The sequence below is a fragment of the Bradyrhizobium sp. BR14999 genome, assembly GCF_056106085.1.
On sequence record NZ_CM148536.1, the window covers coordinates 6,590,487 to 6,603,087 of the forward strand.

The window sequence follows — 12,601 nt, forward strand, 5'->3', positions numbered from 1 at the left end:
TCGCGGCTCTAAGATTTAGATGCAACCGTTCGCGTCAGCATCGGAAAATGCTTGTTGCCGCCTGCGAACGGCGGAAACTGAACGAAGTCCGCGCGCATGCGCTTGATCGCGTCGGAGCTTAGCGCGCGCGAGAGCGCAGCCGGGCTATCGAACACCAGCTTGTTTCGCTGCATGTGCTCGACCCGCCGCGACGGCAGCCGGTCGACCCAATCGATCCGGGTATAGATCTCGATCTGGCGGACGTCCGGGAAGGTCCGCATGATCGAGGGGTGATGCTCGAGATAGTGCAGATGCCAGGCGTTGATGTCGTCTGCCGGCCCGGGATAGTGCACGAGGTAGCTGCACGGGGTGGTCGTGCCGGGGGGATGCGCGGCGACATCGACCGGAAAGGAGCGTGTCAGCATCACCTGGTGGGTTACGTCCAATCCGGTGAGGCTAGATAATCCGCCGCCGGTTGCGAGGCTGGCGAGCGCTCCGTCGCGCTCCAGCGCAGCTTCACAAGCGAACAGATCCGGAAACCGCAATTGCAGCGCGAAGGCTGGCCCCGGACCGTCGGCCTTGTAGGGATGATCGACCGATTGCTCCAGCGGCGTGAACAGCAGGCCCTCGGTCATCTCCGTGACCGCCCCGACCAGCGCCGCGGCGGAGTCCAGTGCGTCCGATCCGACGCGCCGTCCGCCCGTCGGGTCGACGAATGTCATGAACAAGGAGATCATGATGGCGCTGCTTCAATTTCCTCATCGACATTCAGATGCGCGACAAGCACTGCGCGGACATCGTCGGGCCACGGAATGGCGTGGTGATCCACGAGCGAGGTTGCGGCAAGGATCTGACGGGCACGCCAGCGCAGGCCATCCGCGCCCGAGACGACATGAGCCAAATGCAGCGATGATCCACCCACCCGGCCGATGCGCAGCTTGAACGTCAAGAGGTCGCCGAACATCGACGGCCGGGAGAAATCGCAGGTCAAATGCACGGTGGGCGTGCCGATCTTCCGGAGCGTGATCAATCCGGGCCAGGGAAATCCGATCGCCTCCCAGAAGTCCTCGACGACTCCGTTGAGCATGTTCAGATAGGCCGGAAAGTAGGCGATTCCGGAGGGATCGCAGTCCGCGAACCGTAGCTTGCGGTCGAACGAGAACGCCGTCATCAGATCGCGACGACCGGGTGCCGGATGACACCGACGCCGTCGACCCCGGCTTCCACGACGTCGCCCGGCCACAGCCATTCCTGCGGAGTCATGCCCGCGCCCACCCCTTCCGGCGTTCCCGTCGCGATGATGTCGCCTGGCTCCAGCGTCATTCCGGACGAAATGTCGGCAATCAAGGCCGGAACGTCGAAGATCATGTACTTGGTGTTGGAATCCTGCTTCGTGACCCCGTTCTTCGTCAGCCACAGCCGCAGGTCATGTGGATCGGCAATCTCGTCCGCCGTCACGATGCAGGGACCGAACGGCGCATAAGTATCCATGCCCTTGGAAAAGATCCACTGGCCGGCGCGGCGGTTGTCGCGCGCGGAAATGTCGATCATCACCGAATAGCCGAACACGTGGTCCATCGCCTTCTCGGCCGTGATGCGGGTCGCGGTCCTGCCGATGATGACGGCAAGCTCGACCTCCCAGTCGAGCTGCTGCGTCATCTTCGCATTGTGCTGGATCGCCGCGCCCGGACCGATCACCGAGGTCGGCGGCTTGGAGAAGACGACCGGCTGTTTCGGCAGATCCTTGTCGGTGTCCAGGCTCTTGGCGGACTCCGCGACATGCGCGCGATAATTGAGCCCGATGCCGAAGATGTTCTTGCGCGGCCGCGGGATCGGCGCCTGGAGCCTCACGTCCTCGAGGGGAACGGCAGCGCCGGCCGGCAGGCGCCCATTGGCGCTTTCGAGGCCGTCCTTGAGCGCCGGCAACAGCGTCGCGTTGTTGTCGATGAACGACAGCATGTCGTTCGGCCATGCCAGACCGGACGATGCGCCGAGGCGCTCGACATCGACGACCAGCCCGTTGACGAGCACTCCAAGGCGGACACCGCCGGAGCCGAAGGTATAGGTCACGAGACGCATGGAAGCTTGATCCGACTCTTTCCGTTGAAATTCGCAGGGAGCAACGTGATGTCAGGCCGCCGGCTGATGGCCGGCATTGTCGCTATAGGCCTCTTCCCGATAGAGGCCGAGACCTTCGATCACAGGCAGGTCGTTGAAGCAGAACAGGCAGGCGTCCTCGCTCGTGGAGGCATTGCCGTGTTCGTGCCAGGCCCAGGACGGAACGCAGAAGATGTCGCGCTCCTGCCATTCGAAGCGCTTGCCTGCGATGACGGAATAGCCGCTGCCCTTGGCGACCTGGTAGATGAAGCTTCCGGTATGCCGGTGCGATGTCGTCTTCTCGCCCGGCCGCAGCATTTGCATGCTCGCGCCGATCGTCTGCATCACGTGCCCGCCGGTGATCGGATTGACATAGTTCATGAGGATGCCGTCGTAAGGCGAGCCGTCGGTCGCAGCCGCATATTTCTGCAAGGCTTCGTAGGTCGGCTCCCACTCATATTTGAACATCGGCGAATAGCCCTTCGACCACGGCGCGTTCACCGGGCGAAGCCCGGGGTTGCCCCAGGTCTTGGTCATGTCGTCGACGGGATAGCCGGACTCTTCCTGCTGGATGTTGGGATGCACCACGAAGAAATTGGCTTCGAGCGCGTTGACGAGCGGGATGTCGAGCCCGTCCTGCCAGATGCACACCGAGCCGCCGGCGTCGACCCCATGCTCGTGCCAGGTGCCGTTTGGTGTGAGCACGAAATCGCGGGCCCCTAACGTCATCTTGTGGCCGTCGACGACGGTGTAGGCACCGGAGCCTTCCATGATGAAGCGCAGGGCCGAAGCCGAGTGCGCGTGGGCCGAGGCGACCTCGCCGGGATGCATGACCTGCAAGCCCGAATAGAGCCAGCCGACCGCTGCCGATACGTCGCGACGACCGGGATTGTTGAGATAGATCACCCGACGCCCGGCTTTTTCCGGAGAGACCAGCTCGACCGAGCGCAGCACATGTTCGCGCAGATCGCCGTAGCGCCAGAGCACGGGAACGGACGCCGATTGCGGCTGCCAAGGCTCGATCTTGTTGGCGACCGTCCACAAAGCACCGGCTTCGTATTTCTCGAGATCCTTGTAATAGGCCTTGAGCTCCGGAGTGTCCTCGACATTGGCCCGGCCGATCACGTTGTCGCGCATCTCATCCTCCAAGTCCTGTGCTCCAAGTCCTGCGTGGCGTCTTATGGCGTCGTTGGATCGAAGCGTGCCATCCATTGATGGCCAGGGATCGACCATCCAGTTCCAAACGGAGATGGCCGGGAACATCGTCGCGGCAGGCCAGCGAGACCTGCGCCGGCTTGTCGGCCATTGCGCTCGCGCTAAGATGCCGAGATGAAGCCTGCACGGCGGCAGCCTTGACGCGAGGCAGCTTGAGCATCGGCCCTACCCTGTCGCTTGGTCACGAACGCTCCCGAACTGGGTTGGCAGCATGTCCGGACGTTGACTTACTTCATATGTAAAATTATGGTAATGCATACTTCTGGAGGACGCAATGGCTGAACGGTCTTTCGCTCGCGAGGTCGAAGATCTCCGGCTCGGCGCGGGCGACACCTTCCGCGGCGAAGGCATCCTCGCCATCACCAAGGCGCTGCTGCAATCCGGTGTGGCCTATGTCGGCGGCTACCAGGGTTCGCCGATCTCGCATCTGATGGACGTGCTGGCCGACGCCAAGGACGTGCTCGACGATCTCGGCGTCGTGTTCCAGAGCTCGGCCAACGAAGCGGCCGCCGCGGCGATGCTCTCGGCATCGGTGATGTATCCGCTGCGGGGCGCGGTGGCCTGGAAGTCCACGGTCGGCACCAATGTCGCCTCCGACGCGCTCGCCAATCTCGCCTCCGGCGGCGTCACCGGCGGCACCATGATCATCGTCGGCGAAGATTACGGCGAAGGCTCCTCCATCATGCAGGAGCGCACCCACGCCTTCGCCATGAAATCGCAGATGTGGCTGCTCGATCCACGGCCCGACCACGACTGCATCGTCAACCTGATCGAGAAGGGTTTCGAGCTATCGGAATGCTCGAACACGCCCGTGATGCTGGAAGTTCGCGTTCGCGCCTGCCACATGCATGGGAGTTTCGCCTGCAAGGACAATGTCAGGCCGGCGCACACGATCAAGGACGCGCTCAATAATCCCAAGCGCGACGTCGGCCGCATCGTACTGCCGCCGGCGGCCTATGAGCATGAGCAGGAGAAGATCAAGACGCGCATGCCAGCGGCGATCGGCTTCATCCGCGACAACAAATTGAACGAATGGATGGGACCGAAGCGCGGCAAGGTCGGCATCATCATGCAGGGCGGCATGTACAACAATGTCATCCGCGCGCTGCAATATCTCGGGCTCTCGGATGCCTACGGCAATACGCAGATCCCGCTTTACGTCATGAACGTCACCTACCCCGTGATCGACACGGAAGTTGCGGAGTTCTGCCTCGACAAGGACGCCGTCCTGATCGTCGAGGAAGGCCAGCCGGAATATCTGGAGCAGGCGATCAATACCGTGCTGCGGCGCAAGGACATCCAGGCGCGCGTCCACGGCAAGGACGTGCTGCCGATGGGCGGCGACTACACCGCGCAGGTCCTGCTCGGCGGTGTCAGGGAATTCCTCGAGAAGACGGAGCCGAGATTGCTCGGCAACAGGCCGCCGGCACCGGATGCTGTTCCCGTGCTCAATCATCCGGCGGTCGAGAAGCTCAAGCAGGTCGTGCCGGCCCGGCCGCCGGGCCTGTGCACCGGCTGCCCGGAACGGCCGATCTTCGCCGCGATGAAGCTGGTGGAAGAAGAACTCGGCGAGCACCACGTCTCGGCCGACATCGGCTGCCATCTGTTCTCGATCCTGCCGCCCTTCAACATCGGTGCGACGACGATGGGCTTCGGCCTCGGTCCGGCCTCGACCTCCGCATTCAACGTCAAGGCCGACAAGCGCTCGATCGCGGTCATGGGCGACGGCGGTTTCTGGCACAACGGGCTGACCAGCGGCATCGGCAACGCCGTCTTCAACAAGCATGACGGCGTATTCGTCATCGTCGACAATTTTTACACCTCGGCAACCGGCGGCCAGGACATCCTGTCGTCCCGCGCGGTCAACAAGCGGCGCAAGACCAACAATTCGATCGTGCAGGCCGTGAAAGGCATCGGTGCCCAGTGGGTGCGGCAGATCGACCGCACCTATGACGTCGGCAGGATGCGCGATACGCTGAAGGAGGCGCTGACGACGAAGGATGAGGGTCCCAAGGTCATCGTCGCCTCGTCCGAATGCATGCTGAACAAACAGCGCCGCGTGAAGCCGCAGACGAGCAAGGCGATCAAGGACGGGCTGCGCATTGTCAAAGAGCGCTTCGGTGTCGATGAAGACGTCTGCACCGGCGACCACGCCTGCATCCGCCTGTCGGGCTGCCCGTCCCTCTCGGTGAAACAGCTCGACGATCCCCTGCGCGACGATCCGGTCGCAGCGATCGACAATTCCTGTGTCGGCTGCGGTAATTGCGGCGAAGTCGCCGAGGCCGCCGTGCTGTGCCCCTCGTTCTACCGCGCCGACGTCATTCACAATCCGACCCGCTGGGACAGGTTCAAGTCGAACGTCGCGATGACGGTGATCGGCTGGCTGCAACAGCGGCGCGAGCGCCGCCGACCGGCGCTCGAGGCCCTGACATGAGAGACGAGACGGTTCGACTTGCGCTTCCCGCGGCCGGCGAAGCGACCGAGCGCCCGATCTCGATCGCGATCCTCGCCATGGGCGGCCAGGGTGGCGGCGTGCTGACCGACTGGATCGTCCAGCTCGCGGAGAATCACGGCTGGGTCGCGCAGTCGACCTCGGTACCCGGCGTCGCGCAGCGGACCGGCGCCACGATCTATTACATCGAGGCGATGCCGCCGCTCGATGGACGCAAGCCGATCCTGTCACTGATGCCGACCCCCGGCGATGTCGACGTCGTGATGGCGGCCGAATTCATGGAAGCTGGACGCTCGATCCTGCGCGGGCTGGTGACGCCGGACCGCACCACCCTGATCGCCTCCAATCACCGGTCCTTTGCCATCGGCGAGAAGATCGCGCCGGGCGACGGCATCGCCGACGACGGCGCCGTGCGAGGGGCGATCGGTGTTGCCGCCAAGAGCGAAATCATCTTCGACATGAACGCCCTGGCCATCGCACATGGCAGCGTCATTTCCGCTGCGATGTTCGGCGCGCTCGCGGCCACCGGCGTGCTGCCGTTCGACCGCGACAGCTATCTCGCGGTAATTCGCGCCGGCGAGAAAGGGGCCAAGGCGAGCGTTGACACCTTCCAAGCCGCTTTTGAACGTGTCCACATCGGGGCGCCCGATGTCGCCGCAGCCCCCCGGCCGGAGAAAAACAAGCGAAGCCCCTCGCCTGCGCCCTTCGATCCCCGGCTGGCCAAACTGCTCGAACGGCTCAAACACGAGCTGCCGCAACCCGCACGCGACCTGGCCCATGCCGGCCTGAAAAAGGTGGTCGACTTCCAGGACATCGCTTACGGCGCCGAATATCTCGACATTCTCGGCGTGGTGCACGCCGCCGATCGCAGCGCCGGTGGCGCGGACAGAGGCTTTGCCTTCACACGGATGGCTGCAAAGTACCTCGCCAATGCCATGACCTATGACGATGTCATTCGCGTTGCCGACCTGAAGACACGCGCGGCGCGCCGCGCGCGGATCGAGGGCGAGCTGGAGCTGGCGCAAGGTCAGGTGCTGCAGACCACCGAATTCATGCATCCCCGCATGGAGGAGGTCATGGGGGTGCTGCCCGCGGGCTTTGGTCGCTGGCTCGAGACCAAGCCGCGCCTCATGGGCTGGCTCGATCGCCGCATCAACAGGGGACGTCGGGTGCGGACCTATTCGCTGCCCTGGTTTCTCACGCTCTATGTCGTGGGCGGGCTCCGGGGCCTGCGCCGCCGCTCACGGCGTCACGCCATCGAGACGGCGCATCGCGACGAATGGCTCAAGGCCGCCACCGCGGCGGTCCGCACCAATTACCAGCTCGGCGTCGAGATCCTGCAATGCCGCCGGCTGGTCAAGGGCTATTCCGATACCCACAGCCGCGGCCTGTCGAAGTTCGACAGGACGCTGGCTGCGATCACGCTGGTTGCGCAGCGCGAGGATGCCGCCGACTGGGCGCGCCGCCTGCGGGAGGCGGCGCTGAAGGACGGCCCGGGCAAGCAGCTCGACGGCGTGATCCAGACCATCAAGAGCTTCGCCTCATGAGATTGACCTTAGCGCCGGATTGCCGTTCAAGCTGACGCGGGTCAGAATCGGGCTGCTTGACTGCGATTCCCGGTGCGCTAATCGGGGCCGACGACCTTCGGAATACCTCCGCCAGACGAACCCGGACCCCTGGTCACGCAATGCCGGCAGCACTGAAAGAGAACACCGTTCCCCTCGGGCAGATCGAGACCCGGCTCTGGCTGCAGCTGCTGTCGCTGCACGGTGACATCTTCGCGTCGCTGAACGCGCTCCTGAACTCGGAGTTCGGCTTGTCGCTGGCGAAGTTCGACGTGCTGGCTCAACTCGACCGCGACAGGAACGGCCTCGCGCTCGGGCAGTTGTCGCAGAACCTGAAGGTTTCCGGCGGCAACGTCTCGGGTTTGGTGCAGCGTCTCCTGGCCGACGATCTCATCAGCAAGGAGATGTCCAGCGAGGATCGCCGGTCCTTCATCGTCCGCCTCACGCCGAAGGGCGAAGCCCTGTTCCGGAAGGCCGCCGACATGCACAAGAGGCATCTCAGCCAAAGGCTCGAGACCATTTCGGCCGGCGAACTGGATAATGCGCTGTCGGTGCTGCGGTCTCTTTCGGCAAAAATTCGTACCCAGAGCAAGAAGCAAAGTCGCAAGAAATAATGGCGAAAGACTCCAAGAGCAGGTGGAAATCCGGACCGCCGCGGTCAAGAGAACAGCTGCAAGCCTACATCCCCTATCTGTTCAATCGGCTGGCAAATCGCTGGAACCTCGACCAGAACCGCGATCTCAGCGAGCACGGCATCAACAACGTCGTGTTCCGGACACTGTCGATCCTGTTCATCTACAAGACTCTCACCGTCAACGAGGTCGCGGTTCTCGCCGTGACTGAGCAGTCGACCGCCAGCAGGATGGTGGAGTTGATGGTGTCCTCGGGTTTCGTCAAGCGCGAGATCGCCGAGGACGACCAGCGCCGCCGGGTGGTGGCGTTGACGCCGGACGGCGAGGCGCTGTTGCGCAAGATCTGGCCCATCATGGAAAAGAACTATGAGCGGCTGACCGCCGGCATCGATCCCGACGAGATCGAGATCTGCGCACGGGTGCTCGCCAGGATGGTCGAAAACATCAAGCAGAACCAGATCTGATCCATCAGGGGCCGAGGCCGACCAGGCTGGTGCCGCCGCAGACATACAGCACCTGCCCCGTCACGAAATCCGAGCGCTCGTCGAGGAAGAATTCGACCGCGTGCGCCACGTCCTCGCGCGCACCGAGCCGGCCGACCGGGACGTTGCGCGCCATTCGCTCCTGCCGCTCGGAATCCTTGGGGATGATGCCCCAGAAATTGTCGGTCAGGATCGGGCCCGGCGCGACGACGTTCACCGTGATGCCGCTGGACGCCAGCTCCAGCGCCCATGTCCGCGCCATGCCGTGCACGCCGGCCTTGGTGGCGGAATAGGCCGAGCGGGTCACGGCGCCCATCGCCGCGCGCGAGCTGACGAACACGATGCGGCCGAAACGGCGCGAGATCATGCCATCCAGAGCGGCCTGGGTCAGAAGCATCGGTGCGCCGAGATGCAGCTGCGCAAGCGCCAGGATGTCCTCGGGCTTTGCATCCGGCAACAGGTTCGGCAGGATGATGCCGGCATTGTGCACGAGGCAATCAATCGCGTGGTTGGCGCCAATCTCCTGCGCGATGGCCCGCGCCTCCTCAAGGCTGGTCAGGTCCGCGCAATAGGCCGCGAGCAGATCGTGCGTCCAGCCCGGCTTCTCCAGCCCCACCGAGACCACGCGCTGTCCCTTGTCGACCAGCCTCCTCGCCAGCGCTTCGCCGATCCCGGAATTTCCCCCGGTAATGAGTGTGGTGCGTATCTGGCTCATGATCGGTGTCCTGCGGGCTTTCCGGGTCAGACCTGCCGCCGCTTCATCTCGCGGAGATCGAAGAACGCGCCGTCCTGCATCAGCCTGGCGACGAGATCCTTCAAGCCGCCGCGCTGGATCTTCTCGGTTGCGGTGAGCGGCAGCCGCTCGACGAAGCAGATCCAGCCGGGCGCCTTGTAATAGGCCATCTGCTCCAGGCTCCAGCGCACGATGGTCTCGGCAAGCGCGCGGTCGGCGCCGGCCTTCTCGGCGATGATGACGGCCGCGACCTCGTCGCCGCGCAGCTGATCCGGGGTCGCCGCAATTGCGGCCTGCCGGATCGCGGGATGACGATTGAGGACGGATTCGACCTCGACCGCGGCGATGTTCTCGCCGGAGCGGCGGATGACGTTTTTCTTGCGGTCGACGAAATGCAGGTCGCCATCCGCATCGCGCGCGACGATATCGCCGGTGTGCAGCCAGCCTCCGGCCCAGGCCTCCGCCGTGGCCTCGGGGTTCTTGAGGTATTCCCGGAAGAAGCCATAGCGCGGGTCCGCGCCGGCCCGCCGCACCAGCAGCTCGCCCGGCGTTTGCCCTAGCGTATCGACGCCTCGATCATCGACGATGCGAGTCTCGATCTCCTGTGCCGGACGCCCGAAGCAGCTGGTGCCGACTTTGCGCGGCTCGGCATTGGCGGCGATCACGCCGCCACTGCCGGTCTCGGTCATCGCCCAGGCCTCGATCAGCGGGAAGCCGAAGCGCGCCTCGAAGGGGGCATGAAGCAGCTTGTCGACGCCGGCGCCGAACCCGAAGCGCACATTGTGCTGCCGGTCCTGTTCCGACGGCACGGCGCTCATCAGCATGGACGGCATGACGCCGAGATAGTGCAGGCACGTGGCGCGGCTCTCCCTCACCGAGGCCCACCAGCTGCGCGGGTGAAATCGATCGAGCATGGTCAGGCTGCCACCGACCGAGACCATCGCCATCAGCGAGACCGCCATGGCGTTCATGTGGAACAGCGGCAGCGGCGTGATCATGCGCTCGCCATCTGGCTTCAGGTCGATCAGCCCGCCGGCGTCGCGATACCAGTTTCCGCTGTGCAGGAAATATTCATTGGTGAGGACGCAGCCTTTCGGCTGCCCGGTTGTGCCGGAGGTGTAAAGCAGCGCGCATTCCGTTGCGCCGCCCGCCGGCCGCAACGGCCGCGCACCGTCGTATGGCGCGGGAACGTCGCCGTCGTCGGTGACGACTGGGATCGGCCGGCAGGCCTGGCGCGCCGCCGTCGCCACCTCGGCGCAGCGCTCGGCGAGAACGAAGGCGGCATTCATCTCGGAATGGGAGATGATGTATTCGAGCTCGCTCATGCGCAGATCGGGGTTAATCGGCACCACGGAAACGCCAAGCGCGTTCAGCGCAAACCACAGCTCGATGAACACCGGCCGGTTCTGGAGCAGAAGCCCGACCCTGTGTCCTTCGCCATATCCGCGGTCCGCGAACGCCTGCCGCCGGGCCTCGATCCGCGCGAACATCGCGCGGTAGGAGATCTCGCCGGCTGCGATGCCGTAGATGCCGGCGGTCTCCGGCAACACGTTGAGGAAGCCGGCCTCGCCGCGGCGTAGCGCGGTGTCGCGAAAGCGGGCGTAGACTGTGGTCGCAGCGGTCAAGATACACTCACATGAAAAGCTGAATATTGCCGAACGGCGCGTCGAAATTGACGAGATCGACGCGCTTGAGCTTGATCTTCAGGCCGTCGCCGACCTGCACGAGATCGTGTGATGCCCATCCCGAATACCGCTCCAGCAAGTCGCCGCGCGTCTCGGTGTAGATGTAGGATGTGCGCGCCCTGAACACGCCGGCCGCAGCATCGCAGGCGATGATACGTGGCGCCTGAAGCAGATGGTGGCACCGGCTCTTCGGCTTCTGACTGAAGGTGCGTTCCCCGGCGAGGCGTTCGACCCGCACCTTGAGCAGCAGCAGATCCTCGTACATCAGGGACGGCTGGAGCACCGGGTCCTGCTGCTGCCATTCGAGCGGCATCCAATAGCGCCCTTCGGGATGAAACAGATCGAGCCAGCTCTGCCACTGCATGGTGTCGAGCAGCTCGGCCTCCCGATAGATGAAATCCGTGACGGCTTTCTCGTCGATCATTCCGCGGCCTCGGGATGCTTGTCCATGTCCATGGTCATGAATTTGGCCCAGGCGTGAAACTGGTTGCGCATCTGCCGCTCGGACGTCCCGTTGATGACGGCGGTGACATCAGGCTGTTCGTCGGGCTCGTAGAGGCGGCGCAGATTGATCCACTGATTGCCGTTGGACTTGAGGCCTTCCTGCGCCCGCTCGTACATTTCGAGGTCGTCGTGCCCGACGATCGAGGTCGGCGCGTTGATGAAGCGGTTATACATCAGGGCACGCTCGTAGAGCTTGTCGGGCGCGCCGACCAGGCGATAGACCCAGCTCTCGACCAGCGTCCTGTCGACCGCGACCGGGATGAAATTGCGGAGGATCTGGACGGCGCCTTTGACCATGACGTTCGGGAAATAGACGGTGTTGTGCCTGACCTCGCCGAGGATCTCGTGAGCCCGCGTCTCGCCATAGGCCGCGACCATCTGTTCGAGATAGCCGTCGACGTCGGAATAATTGGAATGGATCGAATTGGCGACGCCGGTGTGGCCATGGCCGTTGGGCCAGATCCTGATGCCGCTCTGCTCGTAGAATTCGTACGGGCTCATGAACGGGCCGTAGAGCTGCACCGCCATCGGCGTCTCCGTGGAATCGCCCTGCTCGCGTTTCCAGACCTTGACCGCGGTACCCGCCGAGCTCTCGTGCGCGACCATGGGATGACAGGTGTCGGTCTGGTTCTCGACCAGCATCTTCCAATTGCAGGTGTGCATGTAGCGGATCGGCGCGGCCACGACCTCGAGCTTGCCCTGTGGCGAGCGGTCGACCATGTTGTCGATGGTCGAAAGACTCGGACCGAAATAGTCCTCGAAGGACACGCCGGTCTCGCTCAGCCGCGCGAAGATGAAGTCGCGATGGATCGCGACGTTCTTGATTCTCGACAGGCCTTCATTCGCCTGGGTGTCGCCGAAACCGGTGCTCTCATAGCCCTTCTTCAAGGGGATCGCGAGCAGCGAGCCGTCGGTCCTAAACGACCATGCGTGATAGGGACAACGAAAGAACTTTCCGGCATTGCCGCAAGGCTCCGAGGCGATCTTGACGCCCTTATGCGGACAACGGTTGTAGAAGACATGAATGGAGCCGTCAGTATGGCGGCTGGCCATCACCGGCTGCCGGCCGATATTGGCGGTGATGAAATCGCCGGGCTTCGCCAACTGGCTCGCGTGGCCGACATAGACCCAGCTGTTGGGAAACAGATGCGCCATCTCGAGCTCGAAGATCTCAGGATCGACGTAGACGTCGCGATGCACCTCCGCCTCGCGCACCAGCGCTGCGATCGACCGCGCATTTCCACCGTATCCACCCAT

General features: G+C 63.9%; 12 protein-coding genes. 4 read left to right on the top strand and 8 right to left on the bottom strand.

The features are described 5' to 3' along the window. Positions 1-8 precede the first annotated feature (8 nt). Genes ACR9YP_RS30915 through ACR9YP_RS30930 form a run of 4 tightly spaced genes read right to left on the bottom strand, consistent with a single transcriptional unit; the run spans position 9 to position 3,213 of the window. The gene (locus ACR9YP_RS30915) at positions 9-716 is read right to left on the bottom strand and encodes a hypothetical protein (protein ID WP_474217792.1); all 708 of its coding nucleotides are present in this window, start codon (positions 714-716) and stop codon (positions 9-11) included. Next, positions 713-1,150, bottom strand: a complete 438-nt coding sequence (locus ACR9YP_RS30920; protein WP_438109531.1) for an acyl-CoA thioesterase — start codon at positions 1,148-1,150, stop codon at positions 713-715. Before ACR9YP_RS30920 ends, ACR9YP_RS30915 begins: the two co-directional genes overlap by 4 nt. Then, the gene (locus tag ACR9YP_RS30925) at positions 1,150-2,058 is read right to left on the bottom strand and encodes a fumarylacetoacetate hydrolase family protein (RefSeq protein ID WP_438109532.1); all 909 of its coding nucleotides are present in this window, start codon (positions 2,056-2,058) and stop codon (positions 1,150-1,152) included. Before ACR9YP_RS30925 ends, ACR9YP_RS30920 begins: the two co-directional genes overlap by 1 nt. Before the next feature lie 51 nt (positions 2,059-2,109). Next, positions 2,110-3,213, bottom strand: a complete 1,104-nt coding sequence (locus ACR9YP_RS30930) for a cupin domain-containing protein (RefSeq protein WP_474217793.1) — start codon at positions 3,211-3,213, stop codon at positions 2,110-2,112. Positions 3,214-3,565: 352 nt separating this feature from the next. Here ACR9YP_RS30930 and ACR9YP_RS30935 point away from each other — a divergent pair, with 352 nt between their 5' ends. The 4 genes from ACR9YP_RS30935 (at position 3,566) to ACR9YP_RS30950 (ending at position 8,404) form a co-directional block, all read left to right on the top strand. Then, on the top strand, positions 3,566-5,725 hold the full coding sequence (locus ACR9YP_RS30935; protein ID WP_438109533.1) for a thiamine pyrophosphate-dependent enzyme: 2,160 nt from the start codon (positions 3,566-3,568) through the stop codon (positions 5,723-5,725). Then, a complete protein-coding gene (locus ACR9YP_RS30940) occupies positions 5,722-7,290 on the top strand; it encodes an indolepyruvate oxidoreductase subunit beta family protein (protein ID WP_438109534.1) in 1,569 nt (522 codons plus the stop codon). Before ACR9YP_RS30935 ends, ACR9YP_RS30940 begins: the two co-directional genes overlap by 4 nt. A gap of 140 nt (positions 7,291-7,430) precedes the next feature. Continuing rightward, entirely contained in the window at positions 7,431-7,922 is a 492-nt protein-coding gene (locus ACR9YP_RS30945) for a MarR family winged helix-turn-helix transcriptional regulator (protein ID WP_438109535.1), read from the top strand. Beyond that, positions 7,922-8,404: a MarR family winged helix-turn-helix transcriptional regulator gene (locus ACR9YP_RS30950; protein ID WP_474217794.1), complete on the top strand. Its 483-nt coding sequence runs from the start codon at positions 7,922-7,924 to the stop codon at positions 8,402-8,404. The genes ACR9YP_RS30945 and ACR9YP_RS30950 overlap by 1 nt, the downstream gene beginning before the upstream one ends. Before the next feature lie 4 nt (positions 8,405-8,408). Here the strand turns inward: ACR9YP_RS30950 and ACR9YP_RS30955 are convergent, their stop codons facing one another. From ACR9YP_RS30955 to ACR9YP_RS30970, 4 genes are read right to left on the bottom strand one after another with little or no spacing between them, the layout of a single operon-like run. Next, a complete protein-coding gene (locus ACR9YP_RS30955) occupies positions 8,409-9,137 on the bottom strand; it encodes an SDR family NAD(P)-dependent oxidoreductase (protein ID WP_474217795.1) in 729 nt (242 codons plus the stop codon). 26 nt (positions 9,138-9,163) lie between these two features. Beyond that, positions 9,164-10,780 (bottom strand): ATP-dependent acyl-CoA ligase, encoded by a 1,617-nt coding sequence (locus ACR9YP_RS30960; protein ID WP_474217796.1) that lies wholly within the window; start codon positions 10,778-10,780, stop codon positions 9,164-9,166. Between the two features lie 7 nt (positions 10,781-10,787). Next, positions 10,788-11,264: an aromatic-ring-hydroxylating dioxygenase subunit beta gene (locus ACR9YP_RS30965; RefSeq protein ID WP_091887573.1), complete on the bottom strand. Its 477-nt coding sequence runs from the start codon at positions 11,262-11,264 to the stop codon at positions 10,788-10,790. Then, on the bottom strand, positions 11,261-12,601 hold the full coding sequence (locus ACR9YP_RS30970; protein ID WP_474217797.1) for an aromatic ring-hydroxylating dioxygenase subunit alpha: 1,341 nt from the start codon (positions 12,599-12,601) through the stop codon (positions 11,261-11,263). Before ACR9YP_RS30970 ends, ACR9YP_RS30965 begins: the two co-directional genes overlap by 4 nt.

What these genes read in the sequence shown, in the direction of transcription:
- ACR9YP_RS30955 (WP_474217795.1), bottom strand. Translation starts at nt 9,137, where the DNA reads ATGAGCCAGATACGCACCACACTCATTACCGGGGGAAATTCCGGGATC.
- ACR9YP_RS30945 (WP_438109535.1), top strand. Translation starts at nt 7,431, where the DNA reads ATGCCGGCAGCACTGAAAGAGAACACCGTTCCCCTCGGGCAGATCGAG.
- ACR9YP_RS30965 (WP_091887573.1), bottom strand. Translation starts at nt 11,264, where the DNA reads ATGATCGACGAGAAAGCCGTCACGGATTTCATCTATCGGGAGGCCGAG.
- ACR9YP_RS30920 (WP_438109531.1), bottom strand. Translation starts at nt 1,150, where the DNA reads ATGACGGCGTTCTCGTTCGACCGCAAGCTACGGTTCGCGGACTGCGAT.
- ACR9YP_RS30915 (WP_474217792.1), bottom strand. Translation starts at nt 716, where the DNA reads ATGATCTCCTTGTTCATGACATTCGTCGACCCGACGGGCGGACGGCGC.
- ACR9YP_RS30950 (WP_474217794.1), top strand. Translation starts at nt 7,922, where the DNA reads ATGGCGAAAGACTCCAAGAGCAGGTGGAAATCCGGACCGCCGCGGTCA.
- ACR9YP_RS30930 (WP_474217793.1), bottom strand. Translation starts at nt 3,213, where the DNA reads ATGCGCGACAACGTGATCGGCCGGGCCAATGTCGAGGACACTCCGGAG.
- ACR9YP_RS30970 (WP_474217797.1), bottom strand. Translation starts at nt 12,601, where the DNA reads ATGGGTGGATACGGTGGAAATGCGCGGTCGATCGCAGCGCTGGTGCGC.
- ACR9YP_RS30925 (WP_438109532.1), bottom strand. Translation starts at nt 2,058, where the DNA reads ATGCGTCTCGTGACCTATACCTTCGGCTCCGGCGGTGTCCGCCTTGGA.
- ACR9YP_RS30940 (WP_438109534.1), top strand. Translation starts at nt 5,722, where the DNA reads ATGAGAGACGAGACGGTTCGACTTGCGCTTCCCGCGGCCGGCGAAGCG.
- ACR9YP_RS30935 (WP_438109533.1), top strand. Translation starts at nt 3,566, where the DNA reads ATGGCTGAACGGTCTTTCGCTCGCGAGGTCGAAGATCTCCGGCTCGGC.